The sequence below is a fragment of the Aeromonas sp. 30P genome, from assembly GCF_051919805.1.
GTDB classification, from domain to species: domain Bacteria; phylum Pseudomonadota; class Gammaproteobacteria; order Enterobacterales; family Aeromonadaceae; genus Aeromonas; species Aeromonas veronii.
Map to the genome: position 1 here is coordinate 3,030,286 of NZ_JBQBEA010000001.1, position 25,048 is coordinate 3,055,333.

Genomic DNA, 25,048 nt, shown 5'->3' on the forward strand with positions numbered 1-25,048 from the left:
CTTCCCGACCCAGCCCAGTTATCCCTCCAGCTCGCTGGCCGCCGCCTGCGGCTGACTCAGGGAACGGTACTGGGAAGGGGTCAAGCCGGTCTTCTGTTTGAACACCCGGCAGAAGTAGTTCACGTCACTGTAACCGCAGCGACTGGCCACCTCTTCAAGACGAAAGCGGTACTTTTTCAGCATGAATTTGGCCCGATCTATCCGCACCCAGCTGATGTAATCGGCAAGGCGCATATGACCCTGCTCGCGGAACAGGTGGGAGAGATGGCTGGCCGAGACGTTGAAGCGGTGGGCAATGGAGTCACGGGTGATGGGACGGTGAAAGTTCTCCTGGATATAGATGCAGATCCCGTGAAAGAGCTCTGCCCCCCGTGGCCGATCCGTGGCGGACTCCAGCAACAGCTGACGGGCACTCGCCAGCAGAGCCTGCAGCAGGTGATCATCGGTGGGGGAGCGACCAGGATCCTCGGTCAGTACGTTCAGCGCCGCCAAAATGTGTTCGATCACATGGCCCGCCCGCGCCATGATGCTGTGCTTTTGCACATCGAAGAAATCGGGATCTTCACGGCGCTTGCTCACCAGGCTGAACCCCAGCTGGCGTTTGCCAAACAGCAGGCTCAGCACCGAGCAGTCGGTGGTCCAAAGCGGCTTGTTCCAGCCGTTGGGAGGGATATAGAGCGCCTGTCCCGGCAATACACTGATCTCTCTGACCCCCTCCTCCCGGTCCCAGATCTGGTTGAGATACTCGCCACTAAAGACCAGCTCGAGGCGGGGAAAGTTGACCTGATAGCTGAAACTGGGTGGTACCCCCTGTTCACTGGCAAACCAGATTTGGTCAAATGGAACCTGTTCGCTCAGGGCTCCGTCGAGCAGTTGGCTGAAGATGAGAGACATGGTGATCCTGATCAAGAGAGAGGCAAGCGGTTGCGGCGCGCACGACCGCCCATGTTATAGTCCGGTCCACAGCAGTAATGCCACCCTTTTCTGCACCCGATTTTCTTCAAACTAGACGAGGCGTCCCTTATGAGCAGTAGCGATCTGCCCTCCTTTCTGTTGATGCAAAACCCGATTCAAGGCTATGACTGGGGCAGTCATGACTCCCTCACCACCCTGTTTGGCATTCCCAACCCGCAAGACAAACCCCAGGCCGAGCTCTGGATGGGGGCTCACCCCAACGGCTGCTCCGAGGTGACGCTGGCGGGCAGTGTGCAAAAGCTCTCTTCGGTGATCGACAGGGCTCCGGCCGCTGCGCTGGGTGAGGCCACCCTCGCCCGTTTTGGCAGCCTGCCGTTCCTGTTCAAGGTGTTGTGTGCCGAGAAGGCTCTCTCCATTCAGGTGCACCCGAGCAAGGCTCAGGCCGAAGCGGGCTTTGCCAAAGAGGAGGCCGCAGGCATCGATATCAAGGCGAGCAATCGCAACTACAAGGACCCGAACCATAAGCCGGAGCTGGTCTTTGCCCTCACCCCCTATCAGGCGATGAACGGCTTTCGCGCCATTCCCGCCATTCTGGCACTGTTCGAGCGGGTCAATCTGGCGGCCATCACCGATCTGACCGCAGCCCTTGCCGCCAGCCAGAATGAAGCAGGCCTGCAGCACTTCTTCCACCAGCTGCTGGTACTGGAAGGGGCGCGCAAGGAGGAGGCGCTGGCAGGGCTGCTGACCTATGCCGCAGCCCATCAGGATGAGGAGACGTTTGCCCTTATCACCAGTCTGGCGGCCCAGTACCCGGGAGATGTAGGCCTCTTCTCGCCGCTGCTGCTCAACGTGGTGACGCTTGAGCCAGGTCAGGCGATGTTCCTCGATGCCTGCACCCCGCACGCCTATGTGCGCGGCACCGGCCTCGAGATCATGGCCAACTCGGACAACGTGCTGCGCGCCGGTCTCACCCCCAAATACATCGATGTGGCAGAGCTTTTGGATTGCACGCGCTGCTTGCCCAAGCCGGACGACCAGATCCTGCTGTCCCCCCGCTGTGATGGCGCGGTACAGCACTTCGACGTGCCGGTACCTGACTTCACCTTCAGCGTCTACCCGGCTGGCGAGCATCAGCTCACCACTACCAGCGCCGAGATCCTGTTTGCCATCGATGACACAGTGACCCTCAAGCAGGGCGAACAGTCACTGCGTCTGGAAAAGGGGCAATCTGCCTTTATTCCTGCAGCGACTGGCACTTATCAACTGCTGGCCGAAGGACGGGTCGCCCGCGCCGGCAACCGCTGCTAATCAGCATAAGAGCCGACTCTCGTTGGAGGGGGAATATGCCTCCCCCTCCCAACAGAGCAATATGGCCTACCAATCAAGTCAGTCTGTATCTCTACAACTCTCTTATTCCTACCTTCCTTCAGGCATCTCGCTCTGAAGCACATCCCTGACTGCATCCTGCCCACAACCAGCTCCACAGGTTTGTCGCCCAAGCTTGGCGCACCCCTGATGCAGATGACTGGGTTTGCTGATACGAAGAAAATTCCAGCCTGCACAAGCAACGGCGACACTCTGAGTATCCGAAAAAATGGAGGCAATAAAAATAACAACTCTACTATTTTCACCCCCTGATAAAAGCTAAAACAGCACATAGATGCATCGCCATTAAACCTTTCCCAGGCCATCATCATTCGGTCTGTAAACATTTAGCAGCCGTAGTCATACAGAACCATTAATAATGCAAACGAAAGGGATCTCTTTTGAATTTTCGAGATGCGGCCCTATTCTTTAGTCGTTCTATAATTTAATTCCAAGCAGACCATTCGATCTTTGCTGAGAATAACAGCATAAGAAATCAACATTAAAACACTGATATATAAACAGATTTATTTTTAACTCTACTTTAAATTGACGTAATCCGTAAAAAAGCCAAGCCGCATTAACTGACAATCCAATCAATTTAAAGGCAGAATAATGAGAGATTTGATATTTATTTTTTGATATGCCAGCCAAACCTCATTGCAGTAAAGAAATAGACCTTAAATACCCTCTGTGATTAAGATCTCTTTTATTTGATTTATTTTTAAGGTATCACATCTATTCGCCGATATAAATTTCACACAAAGATCCCCTGACAAAAAGAGATAAAAGAGGATATATGCTGACAAAAATGACAATTGGGCAAAAGCTGACCATGGCGTTTACCACTCTCGCTGTGTTGATGCTGGGTTTTGCCTGGTTTGCCACTTTACAACTCTCCAATATTTACCGTGACGCCAGTGAGGTCAGCGACAATATCGTGCCCTCCATCCGGGCATCCAGCCAGATGCATGTGTCCTTGCTGGACGCGCGCCGTGCCGAACTGAACATGGTGATAGATGCACTGGGCAAGGATCCCGACTCCCTCAACAGCAGCACACAGTCTTTCGAAGCGGCAAAGAGTCAGTACATGGCCGCCGAGCAACGGTATGGATCTATGCCTTTTGTGTCGGAGCGAGATCGCAACATGTTTGCAGAGCTGAAAACTGCAGCAGCCAAATACTTTTCAGCCCATGGTGACTTGGAAACAGCCATACGGCAGGGAGATATTGCCAAGGTGCAGTCGCTGATCAAAAACGAATCCCGCGCAGCCCTCGAGCAGGCCGGACAGGATGGTCTGGAGCTTCGCAAGGAGAACGATCGGGTCGCCAACCTGCTGACCAAGCAGAGTGAGGCTTCCTATGAACGGGCCAAACTGCTGAGCACTACAGTCGGTGCGCTAACCTTGCTGTTCGTCGTTATTGTGGCCTGGCTGCTGATCCGGCAGATCCGCAATCCAGTGATGACCCTGCTGGAGCAGACACGCCAGGTAGCGGCAGGCAACCTCACCAGCCAACTCGACATGAAGCAATTCTCCCATGACGAGCTGGGTAAGCTGGCTCAGGGGTTCAACGAGATGCAATCCAATCTGCGCATGCTGGTCAACGAGGTCTCCGGCTCGGTGGTGCAGTTGGGCGCGGCCGCCGAAGAGATCAGCGCGGTGGCACAGCAATCGGCCAACAACATGGGCGCCCAGCAACATGAGCTCAATCAGCTGGCCACAGCCATGAACGAGATGCAAGCCACGGTACAGGAGGTGGCCCGCAACACCAACGACGCTGCCAGCGCAGCAACGTCGGCCAGCGACACAGCCGCACAAGGCAGCGAGACCGTCAATGACTCAATCGGCAGGATTGAAAAGGTGGCTACCGCCATCGAAGAGACAGCTCTGGTGATCCGCCAGCTGGGTGATGACAGCCGAAATATCGGCATGGTGCTTGAAGTCATTCAGGGGATTGCCGAGCAAACCAACCTGCTGGCACTGAATGCGGCAATCGAGGCAGCCCGAGCCGGTGAACAAGGTCGTGGTTTCGCCGTGGTTGCAGATGAAGTCCGCACTCTGGCCAAACGAACCCAAGACTCCACTTCCCAGATCAACCACATCATCTCCGAACTGCAGCAGCGTGCTAACGAAGCGGGCGTTACCATGCAACAGAGTCAGGATATGATGTCCGAGACGGTCCACACAGCTCGCGAAGCGGGAGCCTCTATTGCCGAAATAAGCAGCTCGGTTAACAGTATCTCCCACATGAATATTCAGATTGCCACCGCAACCGAAGAGCAGGGGGCGGTAAGCGAGGAGCTCAATCGCAATGTAGTCAACATCAGCAATGCCTCGGAAGAGGTGGCGACCGGAGCCAAACAAATGGCTCAGGCTTGCAACGACCTCAACCTGTTGGCAACACAACTGCAGGAGGTTGTACGCAAGTTTCGGACATAGCCCCGATTGCCCCCCTCATTCATCAGCCCAATAAGGCTGAAGCACTAAACAGCCCGCCATTCATAAAAGTGGCGGGCTTTGTCAAATAAGGAACCATACAAAACCCGAAGACACCCATGCTGCACATAACAAGTGATCAGTAGATGGATTAACTCACATCAAGAGCAGCCCTCCCTCTTTCTGATTGTTCTCTCAACGCATTTTGCCAGCACCTTCACATTTTCCACCCTCAAAGCAGCACACAAATCTCCATACCTCCGAAGGCGAAACCTTTTCGTTGCACTCATGCAAGTAGCAAGACGCACTCACAATACATTGTTTTTATTTAAAAAATAAAAATATCGGTATGAATTGGCTTTCATGATGATATGCGAGCTGGGTCACATGGCGACTTGCACAGCACAAAAATCCAGTAAACGGCACATTTGTCCGATTTCGGCACCGCGCCAACGGGAGAACAATATCCAGGTCAATTGTTCCCCCCATCATGCGGCTCAGCAACGGAGCCAGGAGAGTAATATGTTACCCACCATGACCAACGGCAGACTAATCTGCCTGGAGTTGAAGGCCACCAGCAAGGAGGCTCTATTCGACGAGATGGCACAGATGCTGGCGCGCGATGGCGCCGTGTCTGATCAACAGCAATTCGTCAAGGATATCTGGGCCCGCGAGCAGCTGGACTGCACCGGCTTCGAGCAGGGTGTCGCCCTGCCCCACGCCAAGAGCAAGGCGGTCAGTCGTCCGGCCATTGCCATCGGTGTCAGCCGCCAAGGTATCGAGTACGGCGCCGAAGATGGCAAACCGACCCAGTTGATCTTCATGATCGCCTCCCCGGATGGAGGTGCCAACCACCACATCGAAGTGCTGGCGGAGCTCTCTACCCGTCTGCTGGAGCCGGGCTTTATCGAGCAGATGAAAGCGGCCACTACCGTCGAGCAAGCCCTGACTCTGCTCAAGCAAGGCCCGAAAGCGGAAAAACCGGCGCCAGCCGCCAAACCGGAGGCCTCTGCTCCGGTTGAACCCACCGATCGCACCTTCAAGGATCGCCTCAATACCATGAAGCAGCACCTGCTGTTTGGTACTTCCCACATGATCCCCTTCATCGTGGCGGGCGGTGTGCTGCTGTCACTGTCGGTGATGATGAGCGGCAAGGGCGCCGTGCCGGAAGCGGGCTTCCTCAAAGACATGGCGACCATGGGTATCGCCGGTCTGACCCTGTTTACCGCTGTACTGGGTGGCTACATCGCCTACTCGCTGGCTGACAAGCCGGGCCTGGCCCCGGGCATGATCGGCTCCTGGATTGCCGTTCAGCACTATCAAACCGGTTTCCTCGGCGCCATTCTGGTGGGCTTTATCGCAGGTTTCGTGGTCAATCAGCTCAAACGGATCAAGCTGCCTGACTCCATGACCTCCCTTGGTTCTATCTTCATCTATCCGCTGATCGGTACCTTCCTGGTGTGTGGCATCGTGATGTGGGGGATCGGTGCCCCGATCGCCGCCATGATGGAAGGGATGAACCACTGGCTCTCCAGCATGGCGGGCTCAGGTAAAGTGATGCTGGGGGCCATTCTGGGTGGTATGACCGCCTTCGATATGGGCGGCCCGGTCAACAAGGTTGCTACCCTGTTTGCCCAGACTCAGGTCAACACCCAGCCCTGGCTGATGGGCGGCGTCGGTATCGCCATCTGTGTACCGCCGCTGGGTATGGCGCTGGCGACCTTTATGTCTCCGAAGCGTTACAAGAAAGAGGAGCGTGAATCCGGCAAAGCGGCCGCCATCATGGGTATGATCGGTATCAGTGAAGGTGCTATCCCGTTCGCCGCCGCTGACCCCATGCGCGTTATCCCGGCCATCGTCGCAGGCGGCATCGTCGGCAACATCACCGGCTTCATGATGCACAGTATCAACCACGCCCCCTGGGGTGGCTGGATTGTCCTGCCGGTTGTTGAAGGCAAGATGGGCTACATCCTGGGTACCATCCTCGGCGCCCTGACCACCGCCATCATCGTCAACCTGCTGAAGAAGCCGGTGAGCGAAGAAGATGACGTGACCGCCACCCAAACCAACTTCGAAGTCATTGAAGCGGAAGGAGAAGCGGACGTACTGGCCATCACTGCCTGCCCCTCTGGCGTGGCCCACACCTTCCTGGCCGCCAAGAGCCTGCAGAAGGCCGCCGCCAAGCAGGGGATCAAGATCAAGGTCGAGACCCAGGGAGCCAACGGCATCATCAACCACATCACCGCCAAGGATGTCGCCAACGCCCGCTGCGTCATCTTCGCCCACGACGTGGCTATCAAGAACCGCGAACGCTTCACCAATATCGAGGTCATCGATGTGAAGACCAAGGAGGCGATCCACAATCCGGAAGCACTGCTGGCCCGCACGCTGGGCAACAAGGAAAACGCCGCCTGATAGCAGTCAGACCAACCAGTACAAGGGGCCCATCACGGGCCCCTTTTCGTTGCCTGCCGAGCAACCGCATATCATCCCACCGACCAAGCCACTGATTTAAAACATATTAACCAGTCACATCACGGATCTTGGCTAGCCGTCACAGAACGGTGACGTGTAAAAAAACAGCAATTGAAGCGCTGGTCAGATCTCATGTCAAATGGCTCCGCCTACTAAACTGGAGCATCACAAAAATGATAAAAATCAATAAATTGGTTCTGGCTGTTACCCTCACCCTCACTGCCACCCCCTTGCTGGCCGCCCATTGGGAGTGCGGTGAGCACGTGCGCTTCGGCCTCCCCTCCGAATCGGATCAGAAGCTCTGCCGTGAAGGGTATGCCGTCGGCTACAACTACGACTACAAGGTGGCGGACTGGGTCTCCTACCGAATGACAGCCCAGAGCGCACAGGGCACTGTGCCGCGCAAGGATGCCTTCGCCGAGGACAGGGAGATCCCGGTTGCCTACCGCGCCACTCTCTCCGATTACAAGGGCTCGGGCTACGACCGTGGCCATCAGGCCCCGGCGGGGGACATGAAATCGAACAAGAACACTATGAAAGAGAGCTTCCTGTTGAGCAACATGACGCCGCAGATCGGGGTGCTCAACCAGAAGGCGTGGCGCGTGCTGGAGGACAAGGTGAACAAGTGGGCGGTCTCCCGCAAGGATGTGCAGGTGATCACCGGCCCCATCTTTACCGGCTCTGAAGAGTCCATCGGTCAGGGTGTGGCGATCCCGAGCGCCTACTACAAGATCGTGATGGACCCGGCCAGACTGCAGGCCATCGCCTTTATCATGCCGCAGGAAGAGGTGCCCATCAGCCAGATCGCCGACTACCGGGTCTCGGTACGCGAGGTGGAAGAGCAGACCCAGCTCAACTTCTTCAGCGATATGCCCGAAGAGCAGCAAGAGACGCTGGAAGCCCGCGTCTCCCAGATGTGGAACTGACCGCGAATACTCATCAGCAGATAGATTGACACCCCATCTATCTTGAATCGCGAGAGATAGAGGGAGGGGCCAGCGCCCCTCCCAGCAGGGGGAGTTACGTTCCCCCTGCCATTTTCAGATGGCAGCTGACCCGTTGCGGCCACTGGTGTGGCATCACCCGACGACCCGCCCCGACTCACAGTTTGCCACGCCGTTAACTGCTATATTGCCCTCTCTTTGGCACTAACAGACTGAATTGACGCACATTTGCCTCGTCGCATTGGCCCGTAAACCGCTGCGCCACGGCGCGATTCAGCCCGACAGAGGACCTTTTGATGAAACAGACCCTTCTTGCCCTCACCCTCGGCGGCCTGCTGGCGCTCTCCCCCCTCGCCCTGCAAGCGGCTGAAAGCTCGATGCAGATGGAGCACGACCTCAATACCCTGGTCAGCAAACGCCAGGCAGTGGACATGCTGCTCGGCGAAGCGCTGCAGATCTACAAGTCGCCTGCCAAGATCTCCCACGCCGGTTTTACCGCCAAGATGCCGAGCAATATGGAGCTGGTGACCGAGCGGCTGCTGGCCGCCTACCAGCTTGAGCCCTACCGCACCGACCTGCTCATCTCGGCAGCCAACGCCCAGATCTACAACGGTAACCTGAGCCGCGCCATCACCTTGCTGGAGCAGGCGCAGGCCGTCGCCCCGGATGATCTCGACATCAACAGCTATCTCGCCATCTGGCAGCTGGTGAAGGGCAACAAGGATGCCTCCCGCAGCTATCTGGCGAAAGTGGCGGATCGCAACAGTGGCCGCGCCGCCGATCTGGAGGAGATCATCGCCCGGGTGCAGCGGCTCACCGCCGCCCCGCTGCAGACCGAACTGACCGAGGATCAGGTCAAGGCCAGCAGGGAGGGCAAACGCGCCATCGTCACCCTGGGCTACGCCCTCAATCCCGACGGCAGCATGGACAAGATCCTGCTGGGCCGCCTGCAAACCACCCTTGAGCTGGCCAAGGCCGACCCGGAAGCGCTGATCATCCTGACCGGCGGCGTGCCCCAGAACCGCCAGACCGAGGGCAAGCTGATGGCCGACTGGCTGGCCAACCACGGCATCGACCGCAGCCGCCTGATTGAAGAGAACTACGCCACCAGCACGGTGGATAACGCCCTCTACAGCGCCTATGCCCTCGCCCGCCACCAGATTGACTATGCGGTGCTGGTAAGCTCAGCCAGCCATGTGCGCCGCGGTCAGACGGTGCTGGAAATCGCCTGCGACCAGATTGGCCCGGCCAACATCAAGGTGGCGAGCGTCAGCTACCCTGACAAGCCCCTCGAGGAGCTGGCCACCCCGAGCGAGAGCGAGCTGCTCGGCATCTACCGCGACGCCCTGCGCACCTACGGCATGTGGAGCTATCGCTCCGCCCCGCTGATTGAGCGTTGATCGGCCATCAACACGAAAAAGAGAGGGAGGCGTGATGCCTCCCTCTCTTTTATTGACCGATGATTGGCCAAGCCGCGCCCGTTAGCTGACGATAAAGCCCTGCGAGGGGCCCGCTTTGGGATCATCACCGAAGCGGTTCGGCCCCTGCTGGCCATTGCAGACCATAAAGTAGATAAGCACCAGGGTGCCGATGATTGGGATAAGCCCGAGCAGCAGCCACCAAGCGCTGCGGTCGGTATCGTGCAGGCGACGGGCCGCCACCGCCAGCGATGGCAGCAGCACCGCCAGCGAATAGATGGAGCTAATCAGCTCATTGTCGCCGCCGATCAGCTTGTCCACCATGCCGAGCAGCAGCATAACGATGACGTTGCACAGCACAAACATCCAGTATTCGGTGCGACGGGCCCGCCCGCTGAATACCGCATATTGCTTGAGGACCGAGATATACCAGTTCATTGCGCCTCCTGAGTGGCCTTTATGCCTATGAATAAAAAGAGAGTCGATAAAACAAGTAGTTAAGAGCTTAGCGCGATCATCCCCCCGAGTCGACAATGATGCCCGAACGCCTCCCAAACTAATCAGCTGCGGCAATCATTGACCGACCGCTCCGGAAGATAATTTGCCCTGCAACAGGGCAAATCACCCCCATCAGCGCATCACTCTCGTCACAAGCAGGAAAATGGTGCTTAATAATCCATTAGCAATCGTATGGACTCAGCGTGAGGATAGCGGTAGATTCGGCGCCCAATCCTGAACAGGATCTGTGTCTCCCTCCCATAATGAATCCACTTATTCATTACTTCTCCTAACACAGGGATAGCCATGAGTATTACACGCAGAGATTTTCTCAACGGCGTTGCCATCACCATTGCGGCAGGCGTCGCCCCCATCAATCTGCTCAAGGCTGCCGAAGGCGGCAGCGCGCTGGCGGATAAAACCCTGGCCTACCCGCCCGCCCTCACCGGCCTGCGCGGTAACCATCCGGGCTCTTTCGAACCGGCCCACAGCATTGCCCGTGACGGCAAGCAGTATGATTTTGCCAATATTCCCCTAGAGGGAGAGTACGATCTGGTGATCGTCGGCGCCGGGATCAGCGGTCTGGCCGCCGCCTGCTTCTACCAGCAACTGCTCGGCGCGGATAAAAAGATCCTGCTGCTAGACAACCACGATGACTTCGGCGGCCACGCCAAGCGCAACGAGTTCACCACCCCCGATGGCCTGCGTCTGGGTTACGGCGGCAGTGAATCCCTGCAATCACCGCGTTCGGTCTACAGCCCGGTTGCGCTCGGTCTGCTCAAGGCGCTGGAGGTCAACATCGACGAGCTGGCCGCCGGTTTCCAGCAGACCTTCTATCCGGATCTGGGGCTCAGCCGCGGCGTCTATTTCGACGAGAAGCACTTTGGCGTCAACAAGATAGTAAGCGGGGATCCGGGCCACAACGTGGCGGACGATATCCCCCGCGATCGCCTGAACGGTCGTCCGCTGGCAGAGTTTATCGGTGACTTCCCCCTCGATGATGCCGACAAGGCCGCCCTGTTAGCCCTGCACGAATCGAAGATCGACTACCTGAGCGGCATGACCCGCGAGCAGCAGGACGAGTGGGTGACCCGCAACAGCTACACCACCTTCCTGCGCGATAAAGTGGGCCTGAGCGAGCGGGCGATCACTTACTTCCAGCAACGCACCAACGATTTCCAGGCGGTCGGCATCGACGCCACCGCCTGCGCCGATGCGCGTCTGTGCGCCTTGCCGGGGTTCGACGGCCTCAATCTGACGCCACTGGATGCGGAGGAGCAGGCGGAACTGGACGATCCCTACATCTTCCACTTCCCCGATGGCAACGCCGGTCTCACCCGCCTGATGGTACGCAAGCTCATTCCGCAGGTGGCGCCGGGTCACACCATGCAGGATGTGGTGCTGGCCAAGTTTGACTACAGCAAGCTCGACCTGCCTGAGCACAAGGTGCAACTGCGCCTTGGCAGCACGGCGTTGCAGGCCAAAAACGTGCGCCTCGCCGACGGCAAGCTGGCGGTGGATGTCACCTACATCAAGGAGGGGAAACTGCACCGGGTGCGGGCCAAGCAGTCGATCATGGCTGGCTACAACATGATGATCCCCTACATGGTGCCCGAGATGCCGGAGCCCCAGAAGGAGGCGCTGCGCCAGAATGCCAAGGCGCCGCTGGTCTACACCAAGGTGGTGATCAAAAACTGGCAAGCCTTCGTCAAGCTGGGGGTACACGAGGTCTACTCCCCCGCCGCACCCTACAGCCGGGTCAAGCTCGACTATCCGGTCAGCATGGGTGGCTACGAGCATCCCAAGAGCCCGGATCAGCCGATGTGCCTGCACATGGTCTATGTGCCGACCCTGCCGGGCAGCGGTCTGTCGGCCCGCGAACAGTCCCGCAAGGGGCGCGCCATGATCCTCGGCATGCCGTTCGAGCAGCATGAACAGATGATCCGCGAACAGCTGCAGGGGATGCTCGGCAGCGCCGGTTTCAACCATGAGCAGGATATCCTCGCCATCACGGTCAACCGCTGGTCTCACGGCTACTCCTATGTCACCAACACCCTGTTTGATGACGAAGCGCAGTGCGAAAAATGGATTGAACTGGGTCGCCAGCCGATCGGCAACATCACCATCGCCAACTCGGATGCAGGCTGGAGCCCCTACGCCCACGCCGCCATCGACGAAGCGTGGCGCGCCGTCAACGAGCTGGTAGCCATGAGCAAGGGAGGTGCCCAATGAGCCGCGCCCTGTCACTGACCGCCAGCGCCCTGCTGCTGGCCCTGCCCGCCCTTGCCGCCAACGCGGCCCCCGCCATGTCGGCAGGCGAATACGTGGCCAAGCTCGGCGATTGCGCTGCCTGTCACACCAGCGAAACCAGCAAGCCGCTGGCGGGCGGCAAAGGGTTCCCGACTCCCATCGGCACCGTATTTGCCACCAACATCACCCCCGACAAGACCCACGGTATCGGCAACTACAGCCTGCCGGAGTTCATCAAGGTGATGCGCGAAGGGGTGGCCCGCGATGGGCATCGCCTCTATCCGGCCATGCCCTACACCGCCTACGCCAAGATGAGCGATAAGGATCTCGAAGATCTCTATCACTATCTGATGAAGGAGGTGCAACCGCTGGCCATCGCCAACAAGGAGAGCGACATCCCCTGGCCCCTCAACATGCGCTGGCCGCTGATGGGCTGGAACTGGATCTACCACGATGACAGCCGCTTCACCCCGGTCGCAGGCAAGAGCGAAGAGTGGAACCGCGGCGCCTATCTGGTGCAGGGTGCCGGCCACTGCGGCAGCTGCCACACTCCGCGCGGGCTTGGCATGCAGGAGAAAGCGCTGACCGAGGCGGATCCTGTCTACCTGAGCGGTGCGGCGCTGGATGGCTGGTATGCCCCCGACATTCGTGGCAGCCGTTACAGCAAGCAGGCGCTGATCGATCTGCTGAAAACCGGCCGCAGCCAGCATGAAGCGGTCGCAGGCCCCATGGGGGAAGTGATCACTCACAGCAGCCAGTATTTCAGCGACGCCGATCTGGCCAGCATCGCCACCTATCTCACCGATCTGAAAGATGAACCGGTGGCGGAGAAAGGGGCCCGCGCCTACGCCAGTGCCAGCGGCAAGGCGGACTACGCCATGTACTGCTCCACCTGTCACGGGGTCAACGGCCGGGGCAATGACCACGTCATCCCCTCGCTGGTGAACAACCGCACCGTGCTGGCGAGCGATCCGTCGAGCCTGATCAATGTGCTGCTGCACGGCGCCGAAACACCGGTCACCCACGGCCATCTGGGTTACCACATGCCGGGTTATGGCTGGACCATGGATGACGAGCGGCTCGCCGAGCTGGTCAACACCCTGCGCGCCTCCTGGGGCAATGAAGGCACCGCCGTCAAAGCCGCGGCGGTCAAGGCCCAACGCGAGCTGCACGGCAAGGAGTAAGGGCTGTCAGCTCTCTCTTGGCCAAGTGCCATAAAAAACGGGCCTCCACTGGAGGCCCGTTTGCTATTGATGAACCAGGTTCCGGTGCTTATCCCTTGCGGGATTTGGGCCCCGGCTGCGGCGCCGTTGGCTGGCGGTAATCGCCATAGGGGAAGATATTGCGAAACCGCTGGGCCACCGGTTCGGGGATGGAGCGGGAGAAGATCAGCTTCACGCCATCGCCATCACGCTGCCCCACAATGCGACCGCGCACCGTGTCGTGGCGCAGGATCTGCTTGGCATGCTCAATAAAGGCGGGTGACACCTTGCCCTGCTTGACCACTACCTTGCCGGGGGCAAGACGGATCTCGAACAGGGCGCCACGCCCCAGCTTCATCAACCACCAGATCAGCGCAATCGCAACTATCAAGGAAATCCAGGCCATCTTCATCCCTCCCAAGCTCTTGATATCAGGCAGTATAAGCGGCCGTGCGCTCCGATTGTTTGGCGCCGATCACAGCCCCCGCCTCAGCGCAATAGCGCCCCTTTGCTCAGCAATCCTTGCCCCAGCCCACCAGCGTCTCGCGATAGAGCGCCAGCAAGGCTTCATCGCGCACCGCCACCCCGACCTGCTGCGGGCGATAGGCTGCCCAGTCATCGTGGGAGTGGCGTTTGCCATCGAACTTTTGCAGGGTGTGGCCGATGGCCGCGCCGCTGGTGATAACCCGCACCGGCCCCTCGCGCAGGGTAAAGAGGGTCGGATCAATCACATAGGCGATGGCGGACGGGTCGTGAACGTGGCAACCGGAGAGCCCCAGCTTCTCCGAGTAGAAGCGCAGGTAGAAACGGCTGACATCCCACAGGAAGCGGCCCGGCTCCCCCGCCTTGTCCCTGAGCTCATCCAGATAGGCGCTGCTGAAGAAGCTCTGCTGAGTCACATCAAGCCCGATGATCACCACCGGCCAATCGGCGGTAAAGACCCGGTCGGCGGCATCGGGATCGTCGTGGATATTGGCTTCGGCATAGGGAGTGACGTTGCCGCGATGGCCGTTGACGCCAAAGGCGCCTCCCATCACTACCACCTGTTTCACCAGCGAGACAATCTCGGGCGCCTGTTGTAGCGCCAGCGCCAGATTGGTCAGCGGGCCGATAGTGACCAGGGTGATCTCCCCCGGCGCAGCTTTCACCGCCTCGACTATGAACTGCCAGGCGGGGCGGGGATCCGGAGCGATAGTCACCTCCCCCGCCTCCATGTCGCCAAAGCCGCTCGGGCCGTGGACTATGGTGGTAGGGCCGACCGGCTCGCGCAGCAGCGGGGCGGCAGCACCTTTGACCACATCCGCCTTCATGCCGTACTTCTGCTTGAGCCAGAGGGCGTTGCGGGTGCCATTGTCGATGGTGGCGTTACCAAAAACAGTGGTGATGGCAAGCAGGTCGATGGCGGGGTGGGCCTCGGCAAACAGGATGGCCATGGCATCGTCGATACCCGGGTCGGTATCCAGAATGATTTTATGGGTCATGAGAAATTCCTACGGTGACAAACCCTGCGACAAAAGGGAGAGTCTACCCGGCTAACGGCCCCGTATCCCGGCATGGGATCACAGAGCGGGCCTTTGCTCTCGGCAACGACACGCTGCTGGCGACAATCTGCACAAGAAACGGCGCGGCCCTGTTGCCAGCGCCGCGCCCTTTATCGTTGTTCGTTATCTGCTATCTGGCAGTGATCTGCCTTACTACGCCCCTCAGTGCTTGCGGTGCCAGCGCGGTGAGGTCGCCTTCTCTCCCCAGGGGGTGACGCAGGGGAGCAGCGCCCCTTCAATCACCATCTCGCTGCCTGCCAGCGCCTCGGCGATCTTCTGGTGCAGCACCCGCAGTACCTTGCCCTCGTGCTCGGCCAGAGAGTGGCCCGCGGCAAAGAATTCCGGCTGATATTGCAGTGCCAGCTTCTGGGCGAATTCGTAGGTGTTGAAGCAATCCGGCATCCGCTCAACCACATCTTCAAGCCGGGCCAACAAGCTGTTCAGTTCCCTGGTCATAGTGCTCTCTCCGTGTAGGTTAATAGCCAAAAACTACCCCTTATTAGATAAGTCACCAACGAGCAAACCACAAAAGTGTGGGGAGACACACAGTTCTCTCTTGCGTCTGGCTCGTGGTGAACGGCAGACAGCTTGCCAGCTTTACATTCCGGTAACAAACAGCTAGATTTAGACCGACTAATCAGTCGGTCATTTTTCATGCGGAGAACAACATGGGTGCGGCGCAGCTTCAACACACTCCTGAGGATATCCTCGCCATCAAATTGTCCCTGCCGGATCAGCTGGCGCGGCTCAAGCGGGCGAGTCTGGCTCACCCCATGCCTACCCTGGCCGAGCGCCGGGCGCAGCTGACCAAACTCAAGCAGGCGTTGCTCGCCCACAAGGGAGAGCTGTGCAAGGCGCTGGCGGCAGATTATGGCCAGCGCAGCCACTACGACAGCCTGATCGCCGATGTGCTGCCCTGCATCATGCAGATCAACTACACCCAGAAGCGGCTCAAGCGCTGGATGCAGCCCCACCGCCGTCACACCGGCCTGCTGCTGGCCCCCGCCAAAGTAGAGGTGCACTTCCAGCCGCTCGGGGTGGTCGGCATTATCGTGCCGTGGAACTTTCCGGTGATGCTGAGCCTTGGCCCCCTCATCACCGCCATCGCGGCGGGCAACCGGGCGATGCTGAAACTCTCCGAGTTCACCCCTCATACCAACGCCGTGCTGCGCACCATGCTCACCAGCGTGTTTGACGAAAACGAGATCGCCATCATCGAGGGAGATGCCCAGATGGCGGCGGCGTTCAGCTCACTGCCGTTCGATCACCTGCTCTTTACCGGCTCCACCATGGTGGGCAAGCTGGTGATGGCCGCTGCCGCGCCCCAGCTCACCCCCCTCACCCTTGAGCTGGGCGGCAAGAGCCCTTGTCTCATCGCCCCCGACATGCCGGTCGCCACCGCGGTCGAGCGGATGATCTTCGGCAAGAGCCTCAACGCTGGCCAGATCTGCGTCGCCCCCGACTATGTGCTGCTGCCCCGCAGCGAGGTGGATAACTTTATCGCCGCCTATCGCCGCCACTTCAGCAAGCTCTACCCGCAGGGGCTCAATAGCGCCGACTACGGCGCCATCATCAACGACCGCCAGTATCAACGTCTCGTCAGCTGGCTGGATGAAGCCGAGCAGGCGGGTGCCCAGCTCCACCCCTGTGGCAACCCGGCCCGCGACGACCAGCGTCGCCTGCTGGTGCCCCACCTGCTGACCGGGGTGCCGAGTCAGTGTCAGGTGATGCAGCAGGAGATCTTTGGCCCGCTGCTGCCGCTCATTACCTACGACACCCTGGAGGAGGCGCTCGCCTATGTGGCTGAACGGCCCCGCCCGCTGGCCCTCTATCTGATGAGCTTCGATCCCGAGTTGCAGGCACGGGTGACCCGGGAGACCCACTCCGGCGGCATGGCGATCAACGAGAGCCTGTTTCAGGTGGCTGCCGATGATGTGCCGTTTGGCGGCATCGGCGCCTCCGGCATGGGCCACTACCACGGCCACGAGGGGTTTCTTACCTTCTCCAAGGCGAAAACCGTGCTGACCCGCGGCAAGTTCACCACCGGCTCCCTGATCCATCCGCCCTACCACAGCTGGATCCAGAAGCTGATGATGGCCTTCTTCCTGCGCTGATGGAGATGACCATGAACCAGGCTATCCCGCAGCCACAAACCATGACCGACAAGCGCCGCCAGATCCTGGATGCCGCCCTCGCCCTCTGCGCCGAAGATGGCCTGCAGGGGGCCGCCACCGCCCGCATCGCCAAGGCGGCCGGGGTGGCCAACGGCACTCTGTTCCACCACTTTCCGAGCAAGGAGGCGCTGATCCTCGCCCTCTATCAGGATGTGAAAACCCGGATGGGGAGCGCCATCCATGAAGCAGATCCCACCCTGTCGCTGTACGACCAGACCCGCCACTACTGGCAGCTGGCGATGGGGTGGATGCTCGCGCATCCCAATGAGCTCAAATTCGTGCTGGGCTTCTTTCACTCTCCGCTGCTGGCCAGACCGGCCCGCAGCCAGATCCTGAACGATGCCCTGCGCTTTCTGCCTGCCCTGCTGGCAAAGGGGCAGGCCAGCGGCGAGCTGATGCAGGCCCCCGCGCCACTGTTGCTGGAGGTGTGTCAGGGCCAGTTCCTCGCCTGCGCATCACTGTTTGTCGATCAACCGGAGCTGGGAGAGGACGACTACTGGCAAGCCAGTGCGTTCGCCCTCTTCTGGTCAGCCATCTCAGGAGCCAACCCCTATGACAACTCCGACCGTTGAATCTCTAGCCGCCCTTGGTCGCCGCCTCTGGATCACCACTCTGCTCTGGGTGGTGGGTCGCACACTCTGTCGCGCCGCCCGCACCGACGAGGCAGTCCGCCGTGAATTGGCGCCGTTGCCGGACGGGTTGGCAATCCGCCTCGAAGTAGGCGGCATCGGCTACGCCATGAACATGCACAAGCAGGGTGGCCGCTGGTATCCCGGTGCGCCAGCCGCCCCTCATGCCACCATCCATCCGCTACGGGTGCGCTTCAAGCATCCCAATATCGCCTTTCGCGCCCTGAGTTTTCGGCTCGGGGTCAATCAGGCATTTGGCGAAAACCGGCTGCTGGTGGAGGGAGACCTGACCGTTGCCATGCATCTGGTGCGGGGGCTTGAGCAGTTGCAGTCCCTGATCCTGCCCGCCTTTATCGCGCGGCCGCTGCTGCGCCACTATCCCGCCCCGACCAACAAGCTTGGCCGGGCCTGCAACATCTATCTGGGTCTGGTGACCGGCTAACGCGCAAGGAGCCTTGAAATGAGCCGCTATTACGATTTTTTCTGCCCGGTCAAACTGCTGGCCGGTGAACAGGCGCTGGAGCAGCTGGCCAGCGAGCTGGCCAGCCTGGGTGCTCGTCGCCCGCTGCTGCTGACCGACAAGGGGGTCAATGCCACCGGCCTTGCCACCCTGCTGGCCAATGTGCTGGCCGAGGGGGAGCTGCCGGTCGCCGCCATCTGGGACGAGATCCCGGCCGACTCTTCCACCGCCGTGGTGGAGCGGATCGCCAAACGCTATCGCGAGCTCGACTGCGACAGTCTGGTGGCGCTGGGGGGCGGCTCGGTCATCGACACAGCCAAGGCAGTCAACATTCTCACTTCCATGGGGGAGATCATCTGCTCGACTACTCGGGCGCCGGTTGCCTGACCCGTCCCCTCAAGCCGCTGGCGGTGGTGCCCACCACGGCGGGCACAGGATCAGAAGTGACATTGGTTGCAGTGATCAAGGATGAGGCGAGCGGGCGCAAGGTGCCCTTCACCTCCCCCTTCCTGCTGCCCCAACTGGCGGTGCTCGACCCGCGCCTGACCCAGGGGCTGCCCCTCAATATCACCGCCGCCACCGCCATGGACGCCATGACCCACGCCATCGAGGCCTTTATCGGTACCGCCAAGAACCCGGTGAGCGATGCACTGGCCCTGATGGCGGTGGAGAAGATCGCCAGCGCCCTGCCGCAAATCATCCACGACCCGCAAAACAAACAGCTGCGGCTGCAACTGGCGGAAGGCTCCACGCTGGCTGGCATGGCATTCTCCAACTCCATGGTGGGGCTGGTGCACGCCCTCGGCCACAGTCTGGGAGCCCGCTGCCATCTGCCCCACGGGCTGTGCATGAACCTCTTTTTGCCGACCGTGCTCGACTACAACCGCCCCGAGGTGGATAGCGAGCTGGCCCGGCTGCTGTTGCCGCTGGTGGGGGCAGAGCGCTTTGCTGCCACCCCGGCCCATCAGCGGGCGGAGGCGACCATCACAGCCATTCGCACCCTGCGCGACACCTTGTGGCAAGCGGTCAAGCTGCCGCGCACCATGAGCGAGGCTGGGGTAAGCGATCGCTCGCTACTGACCGAGATCCGCGATCTGGCGATCAACGACGGTGCCCTGCTGTTCAATCGCAAGGACGCCGACCGTGAGCAGTTACTCACCCTGCTGGAGCGAGCCTGGGTCTGATCCCTCCCCTTTGCCAACACTCTTGTGCTGACACAAACGCGGTGCCCGACTCACCATCGGGCACCTTGATCTGCATCGCGATATCGATGCGCCCTCTGTCAAAGGGGGATGATATTGACCACGGGCTCTCATTATCTGTTCTATACCTTGGCTAACAGTTATGTTGTGCCGAGAGACCCAACTTTATGCCAGAGGTGCCCACCATGAGCGACATCATCCATCAGGCCAACCAGCAGCAGTTCATCTGTATGGTGGAGGGGAAAGAGTCGAGACTGCGCTACCGGCGGCTCGATGCCAAGACCATCGACGCCTACAGCACCTTCGTACCGCCCGAGCTGCGGGTGCAGGGGATTGCCGATCAGCTGGCGCGCTCCTTCTTCAACTGGACTCAGGCGGAGGGGCTCACTATAGTGCCGAGCTGCCGCTACATTGATGTCTGGTTACGCCGCAATGCCAACAACTGAACCTCTGAACACCGTCCTCGAACAGCAATTCCAAGCCAAAACAGAAGCCCTGCTGCGGGCCGATCCGCAGCGGATGGCCTGCCTGCAAGCCGCGGCCGAGCTCAATCTGCCCGACTGGGCGCTGGGGGCCGGTTTTATCCGCAACCTCATCTGGGATCACCTTCACCACAAGGCGGAGCCCACCCCGCTCAACGATATCGACCTTATCTATCTCGATAAAACCGATCCGCAAGGGCTGGCCGAAGCGGAGCATGAAGCCTGGCTGGCAAAGCGGCTGCCGGATCAGCAGTGGGAAGTGCGCAATCAGGCCCGCATGCACACTCGCCAGCTGGTAACGCCGTTTGCCAGCAGCCTTGAGGCGCTGAGCCACTGGGTCGAAGTGCCCACCTGCATCGGCGTACGCCTGAATCAGGATGGCGAGTTCGAGTGGCTCGCCCCCTACGGCTTTGCCATCAACTGGTCGCTGCAAGTGAGTGCCAACCCCAGATGTCGCCAGGACAAACAGATTTTTACCCAGCGCATCAAGGAGAAACGCTGGCAGGCTATCTGGCCTGACCTTCAGGTAAACTGGCCATAACCTGATTGCAATCTTTCGATAACCTTGGGCACACTAGGGGAAAAGCTGGTTGTAACTCAATGGGTTAAATAATGCGCGACTTCTTCTCTCTCGAACGCTGGCTACCGGGCCTCGCCGCCCTGCTGCATTACCAGCGCGCCTGGTTGATGCCAGATCTTCGCGCCGGACTCTCGGTGGCGGCAGTGGCGCTGCCCGTCGCCATCGCCTATGCCGAGCTTGCCGGGGTGGGTGCCATCGTCGGCCTCTACTCCTGCATCCTGCCCATGCTGGTCTATGCCCTGTTTGGCACCTCCCGACAGCTGATTGTCGGCCCCGATGCCGCCACCTGTGCGGTCATCGCCGCCGTGGTAACGCCGCTGGCCGCAGGCGACCCAACTCGTCACTGGCAACTGGTGATGACCATGACCGCCATGACCGGCTTCTGGTGCCTGATTGCCAGCCGCTTCAAGCTGGGGGTGCTGGCGGACTTTCTCTCCCGCCCGATCCTGATGGGGCTGCTCAATGGTGTGGCCATCACCATCATGGTGGGCCAGCTCTCCAAGATCTTCGGCTTCACCTTCAGCGAACGTTACCTCATCGAACGGATCGCCAGCGGGGCTACCTATATCACCCAGACCCATCTGCCCACTCTGGCCATGAGTATGGTGGCCCTGCTCACCCTGCTGCTGGCCAAGCGCTACAAACCGGCATGGCCCTCCTCCATGGTGGCCATGGTGGTGACCGCTGCGCTGGTGTGGGGCTTTAATCTCGGCCAGTTTGATATCGCCACCCTGGGGACGGTGGGCTCCGGCCTGCCCGCCTTCCAGATGCCGGAATTTCCCCCCGGTCTGATGCGGGAGCTGGTGCTGCCCGCCCTTAACCTGGCCATGGTGAGCTTCGTCTCCATGATGCTGACCGCCCGCAGCTTTGCCGCCAAAAACGGTTACGAAATCGACGCAGACAAGGAGTTTCGGGCCCTCGGTATGGCGAACCTCGCCTCGGCGGTCTCGCAAGGCTTTGCCATCAGCGGCGCGGATTCACGCACCGCGGTCAACGACGCCAACGGCGGCAAGAGCCAGCTGGTCTCCATCATCGCTGCGGCGGTGATCGCCCTCATCACCTTCTATCTGACGGCGCCGCTCAAATATATTCCCACCGCCGCCCTCGGGGTGGTGCTGGTGATGGCCTCCCTGTCGCTCACCGATTTTCGCGGACTGTGGGCGCTGCGTAACTCCGATCGTTCCGCTTTCTGGCTGGCGCTGGTCACCTTTATCAGCGTGCTCACCATGGGGGTGATCCCGGGGATCACCCTTGCCGTGTTGCTGGGGCTGTTCCAGTTCCTGCGCAATGTGATGCGTCCCACCGATCAACTACTCGGCATGGATGACGAGGGGGTAGTACGTACCCTGGGGGACAACGAACAGGCCAAGGCGATCCCGGGTATTCTGGTCTATCGCTTCAACTCGCCGCTCACCTACTTCAATGCCCCCTATTTCAAGCGGCGGGTGCTGGCCCTGCTGGTGCAGGATCCCCGAGCCCCCAAGTGTCTGGTGATCGATGCGGTCGCCTGCTTCACCCATCAGGACATCAGCGTGATGAGCATGGTGGGAGAGCTGCACAAAGAGCTGAAACGGCGCGGCATCCATATGGTGATGGCGGGTCGCCACGGCCAGATGACCCACTGGCTAAAGCAGGCGGGCGTGCGGGTGGGCTATGAAGGGATCATCCTCTGCCCCGATATGTATCAGGCTCTGCGCCTGACCCGCTGCTACCGCGAGCCGGTGTTCAAGGATGATGCGGTGGTGGAGAGCACCACTGAGGCCATCCGCTCCAACTGGCCGCAGGATGATGCCCTGCCCGACTCGGCGCGCCTCACCCTGCCAAGCGAACAGGAGGCGGGCGCCACGCCAGCCTGATCCCCTGGCCGATGCAATCCTGCACAAGGATTGCACCGGCCTTGGCCTTGGTGTTAAATGCGCCCCCAGAGGGCACTCCCCCGTGTCCTCCCAGCTGTTGGACATGCCATGCAATCTCAATCCCACGCAGGCCCGGGCACGCTCTTTGCGCTGACCTGGCCGCTCTTTATCGATCTCGCCCTGCACTTTCTGACCGGCGCCCTCAATACCTTCATGGTGGGTCACGTCTCCTATCAGGGAGTGGCGGCGCTGGCGGTCGGCAATCAGGTGTTCGACCTCGCCATCACATTGTTCAGCTTCGTCAGTATCGGCACCAGCGTGGTGATCACCCAGTATCTGGGGGCGGGCGATCGGGAGAAGAGTCGGGTGGTGATCCACACCGCCATCGGCTTCAACCTGCTGATCGGTCTGGTGGCAGCCATCGGCGTGATGGCAGGCGCCAGCACCATGCTGGCGCTGATGAACCTGCCTGCCAATCTGATGAGCGACGGGACGCTTTACTTGCAGATCATCGGTCTCTGCCTGTTGCCGGAGGCCGCAGCCCTCTGTCTGGCAGCCACCCTGCGCGCTCACGGCCACACCCGTCAGGCGATGTATGTGACCCTGATCGTCAACCTCATCACCTTCGTCGGCAACCTGCTGCTGCTCTACGGCTGGTTCGGCCTGCCCCAGCTTGGCGTCGCCGGTGTCGCCATCAGCACGGTCGCGGGCCGACTGGTCGGCGTGGTGCTGCTGGTGTGGCTGGTAGCACGCAAGACCGGCATTCGACTGGTGGTGCGCGATATCGTCCACCCCAGCCGGGAGATGCTGGGCAAGGTGCTCCATATCGGCCTGCCGGCGGCAGGAGAGAACCTCTCCTGGATGCTGCAGTTTATGGTGGTGACAGCCTTTGTCGGACTGCTGGGTGACAAGGCGCTGGCGACCCAATCCTACTTCTTTCAGATCTGCCTGTTTATCCTGCTGTTTGGACTCTCCATCGGCCTTGGCAACGAGATCATCATCGGTCATCTGGCGGGGGCCAGACAGTTCGATCGCGCCTATCAACAGCTGCTCAAGAGCCTCAAGCTCGGGCTGGCAGTCACCTGCGTCATCGCCGTGGCGGCTGCCCTCAATGGCCGTACCATCATCAGCCTCTTTACCGATGATGCCGACATCATCACCGAGGTGGCGCAGCTGTTTCTTATCAGCCTTATCCTCGAACCCGGCCGCACCTTCAATCTGGTGGTGATCAACGCCCTGCGGGCCACCGGGGATGCCCGTTTCCCCCTCTACATGGCGTTGCTCTCCATGTGGGGAATTGCCGTGCCACTCTCCTATTTCCTCGGTATCATGCAGGGTTATGGACTGGTCGGTATCTGGCTGGCGCTGGCCTGCGACGAGTGGGTGCGCGGTCTGGCCATGTTCTGGCGCTGGCGCAGTCGTCGCTGGCAAAACAAAATTCTTGTTGAAACAAAAGCGGAATCACAATGAAGAAGATAGGACTCTTGCTGGCTGCCATCCTGCTCAGCCCCCTGGCCATGGCGCAAACTGCCCCTGCCGCTCCCAAGGCTCAAGCCACCCAGACCTGGTATGTGGCCCCCATCGCCATCGATGAAACCAGCGACGCCCAGAAGGCGCTGACCAAGGACTTCATGGCCCAGAGATCAAGACCATCAAGATCAACGAGTACCAAACCGGCAAGGCGGTGGGCAACACCAAAAAGCCCAAGTGGCTGATCCGCACCAAGCTGATCCCCGCCAGCAACGAGCCGCTGGTCGGCAAGAAGCACCCGCAGGGTCTCACCTACGGCAAGGGCAATCCAACCCAGGAGATCGTCGGCGAGCTGTTGATGAACGGCACCCTGGTGGCCCACATCGGCCAGGGCTGGCGCGAGCCTATCGTCCCGGGCACGCCGGTGGCCGAAAAGCTCTCCATTGCCAACTATCGCTACGCCATCGGTGATCAGGCCAAGTCGGCGGATCTGGAGGAGCTGGCCGCCCAGATTGGCTTTGAGGCGGGCAAGGTGATACACCGCGACGGCAAGCCGCTGCCCGAGAAGAAAAAGAAAAAAGAGCAGGCGGACGAAGAGAAAGAGTAACGTTGCCTACATCCATAAAAAGGGGCCACTCGGCCCCTTTTTTGATCCTGCACCCTCACGCCAACACTGCCTCTGTTGTGACTTGTCGCACAGTTTGGCTCACCATTCAGATTGATAAATCACTTATCTTGTTTTGATTCAACAAGTTATAAATATCCCGCCGAATACTCCAAATCATTGCCCCCAAATCCGATCAGGATCACATTTATCCCCGGCACTAAGGGGTAGCTTTGGTCTTACAGGCACAATCAAACGAAACCAAGGAGGCTCCATTACATGTTCCCAGAGTACAGAGAACTCATCTCGAAACTGAAGAGCAGTGATGTCCATTTCCAGAAGAAGTTTGACTTGCACAACGACCTGGATGCGGAGATTAGAAAGTTGGAAAAGCATCACGCCAGCGACTATAGCGCCGAGGTGAGAGATCTGAAAAAACAGAAACTCAAACTGAAAGAGGAGATATACGACATCCTCAAACAACATCCACAATAGATGCCTCGAAGAATATGCGGATAAGCAATTTATCCCCCAGCCCGGCCCACG

Annotated in this window: 20 protein-coding genes and 2 pseudogenes; 17 read left to right on the forward strand and 5 right to left on the reverse strand. The window is 59.8% G+C overall.

All coding sequences use genetic code 11. From position 1 onward, the window contains the following. Positions 1-18 precede the first annotated feature (18 nt). Entirely contained in the window at positions 19-894 is an 876-nt protein-coding gene (locus ACTG2B_RS14020) for a helix-turn-helix transcriptional regulator (RefSeq protein WP_005361632.1), read from the reverse strand. Positions 895-1,023: 129 nt separating this feature from the next. Between ACTG2B_RS14020 and manA the strand changes: the two genes are divergently transcribed. The 5 genes from manA (at position 1,024) to ACTG2B_RS14045 (ending at position 9,536) form a co-directional block, all read left to right on the forward strand. Beyond that, positions 1,024-2,223 (forward strand): mannose-6-phosphate isomerase, class I, encoded by a 1,200-nt coding sequence (manA, locus tag ACTG2B_RS14025; RefSeq protein WP_439996134.1) that lies wholly within the window; start codon positions 1,024-1,026, stop codon positions 2,221-2,223. Positions 2,224-3,079: 856 nt separating this feature from the next. Then, positions 3,080-4,720 (forward strand): methyl-accepting chemotaxis protein, encoded by a 1,641-nt coding sequence (locus ACTG2B_RS14030; RefSeq protein WP_439996136.1) that lies wholly within the window; start codon positions 3,080-3,082, stop codon positions 4,718-4,720. A gap of 519 nt (positions 4,721-5,239) precedes the next feature. After that, positions 5,240-7,132 carry a PTS fructose transporter subunit EIIC gene (locus ACTG2B_RS14035; protein ID WP_439996138.1) on the forward strand — a complete coding sequence of 631 codons (1,893 nt, stop codon included), beginning with the start codon at positions 5,240-5,242 and terminating at the stop codon, positions 7,130-7,132. Positions 7,133-7,365: 233 nt separating this feature from the next. After that, complete coding sequence (locus tag ACTG2B_RS14040) at positions 7,366-8,118, forward strand: DNA/RNA non-specific endonuclease (RefSeq protein ID WP_075115225.1); 753 nt, start codon at positions 7,366-7,368, stop codon at positions 8,116-8,118. A 314-nt stretch (positions 8,119-8,432) separates the two neighbouring features. Beyond that, entirely contained in the window at positions 8,433-9,536 is a 1,104-nt protein-coding gene (locus tag ACTG2B_RS14045; RefSeq protein WP_439996139.1) for an ElyC/SanA/YdcF family protein, read from the forward strand. Positions 9,537-9,617: 81 nt separating this feature from the next. Here ACTG2B_RS14045 and ACTG2B_RS14050 read toward each other — a convergent pair whose 3' ends face one another. Beyond that, positions 9,618-9,992, reverse strand: coding sequence for a DUF805 domain-containing protein (locus ACTG2B_RS14050; RefSeq protein WP_129503665.1), 375 nt, complete (start codon positions 9,990-9,992; stop codon positions 9,618-9,620). Positions 9,993-10,358: 366 nt separating this feature from the next. On the opposite strand from ACTG2B_RS14050, the gene ACTG2B_RS14055 reads away from it, so the two are divergent. Together ACTG2B_RS14055 and ACTG2B_RS14060 are read left to right on the forward strand one after the other, a co-directional pair. Beyond that, positions 10,359-12,284 carry an NAD(P)-binding protein gene (locus ACTG2B_RS14055; RefSeq protein ID WP_167573196.1) on the forward strand — a complete coding sequence of 642 codons (1,926 nt, stop codon included), beginning with the start codon at positions 10,359-10,361 and terminating at the stop codon, positions 12,282-12,284. Continuing rightward, positions 12,281-13,486: a c-type cytochrome gene (locus ACTG2B_RS14060; RefSeq protein WP_429066407.1), complete on the forward strand. Its 1,206-nt coding sequence runs from the start codon at positions 12,281-12,283 to the stop codon at positions 13,484-13,486. Before ACTG2B_RS14055 ends, ACTG2B_RS14060 begins: the two co-directional genes overlap by 4 nt. A gap of 88 nt (positions 13,487-13,574) precedes the next feature. Here the strand turns inward: ACTG2B_RS14060 and ACTG2B_RS14065 are convergent, their stop codons facing one another. From ACTG2B_RS14065 to ACTG2B_RS14075, 3 genes are all read right to left on the reverse strand, one after another. Next, entirely contained in the window at positions 13,575-13,910 is a 336-nt protein-coding gene (locus ACTG2B_RS14065; protein ID WP_204479689.1) for a DUF3634 family protein, read from the reverse strand. Between the two features lie 106 nt (positions 13,911-14,016). After that, the gene (locus tag ACTG2B_RS14070; RefSeq protein WP_439996142.1) at positions 14,017-14,985 is read right to left on the reverse strand and encodes a nucleoside hydrolase; all 969 of its coding nucleotides are present in this window, start codon (positions 14,983-14,985) and stop codon (positions 14,017-14,019) included. 222 nt (positions 14,986-15,207) lie between these two features. Then, positions 15,208-15,501: a hypothetical protein gene (locus tag ACTG2B_RS14075; RefSeq protein WP_005353197.1), complete on the reverse strand. Its 294-nt coding sequence runs from the start codon at positions 15,499-15,501 to the stop codon at positions 15,208-15,210. Positions 15,502-15,713: 212 nt separating this feature from the next. On the opposite strand from ACTG2B_RS14075, the gene ACTG2B_RS14080 reads away from it, so the two are divergent. The 10 genes and pseudogenes from ACTG2B_RS14080 (at position 15,714) to ACTG2B_RS14125 (ending at position 24,997) form a co-directional block, all read left to right on the forward strand. Further along, complete coding sequence (locus tag ACTG2B_RS14080) at positions 15,714-17,159, forward strand: coniferyl aldehyde dehydrogenase (protein WP_270656018.1); 1,446 nt, start codon at positions 15,714-15,716, stop codon at positions 17,157-17,159. 11 nt (positions 17,160-17,170) lie between these two features. Further along, entirely contained in the window at positions 17,171-17,791 is a 621-nt protein-coding gene (locus ACTG2B_RS14085; protein WP_335818830.1) for a TetR/AcrR family transcriptional regulator, read from the forward strand. Beyond that, positions 17,772-18,290, forward strand: a complete 519-nt coding sequence (locus ACTG2B_RS14090) for a hypothetical protein (RefSeq protein ID WP_021230683.1) — start codon at positions 17,772-17,774, stop codon at positions 18,288-18,290. The genes ACTG2B_RS14085 and ACTG2B_RS14090 overlap by 20 nt, the downstream gene beginning before the upstream one ends. Positions 18,291-18,308: 18 nt before the next feature. Then, a pseudogene (locus ACTG2B_RS14095) lies at positions 18,309-19,492 on the forward strand (iron-containing alcohol dehydrogenase). A 203-nt stretch (positions 19,493-19,695) separates the two neighbouring features. After that, on the forward strand, positions 19,696-19,956 hold the full coding sequence (locus ACTG2B_RS14100; RefSeq protein ID WP_439996145.1) for a GNAT family N-acetyltransferase: 261 nt from the start codon (positions 19,696-19,698) through the stop codon (positions 19,954-19,956). Beyond that, entirely contained in the window at positions 19,943-20,533 is a 591-nt protein-coding gene (locus ACTG2B_RS14105) for a nucleotidyltransferase family protein (protein WP_421320032.1), read from the forward strand. The genes ACTG2B_RS14100 and ACTG2B_RS14105 overlap by 14 nt, the downstream gene beginning before the upstream one ends. A gap of 71 nt (positions 20,534-20,604) precedes the next feature. Next, the gene (locus ACTG2B_RS14110) at positions 20,605-22,428 is read left to right on the forward strand and encodes a SulP family inorganic anion transporter (protein WP_439996147.1); all 1,824 of its coding nucleotides are present in this window, start codon (positions 20,605-20,607) and stop codon (positions 22,426-22,428) included. Positions 22,429-22,536: 108 nt separating this feature from the next. Next, positions 22,537-23,898: an MATE family efflux transporter gene (locus tag ACTG2B_RS14115; protein ID WP_429186346.1), complete on the forward strand. Its 1,362-nt coding sequence runs from the start codon at positions 22,537-22,539 to the stop codon at positions 23,896-23,898. Further along, a pseudogene (locus tag ACTG2B_RS14120) lies at positions 23,895-24,505 on the forward strand (hypothetical protein). Before ACTG2B_RS14115 ends, ACTG2B_RS14120 begins: the two are co-directional and overlap by 4 nt. A 276-nt stretch (positions 24,506-24,781) precedes the next feature. After that, entirely contained in the window at positions 24,782-24,997 is a 216-nt protein-coding gene (locus ACTG2B_RS14125; RefSeq protein ID WP_005337763.1) for a YdcH family protein, read from the forward strand. Positions 24,998-25,048: the final 51 nt, after the last annotated feature.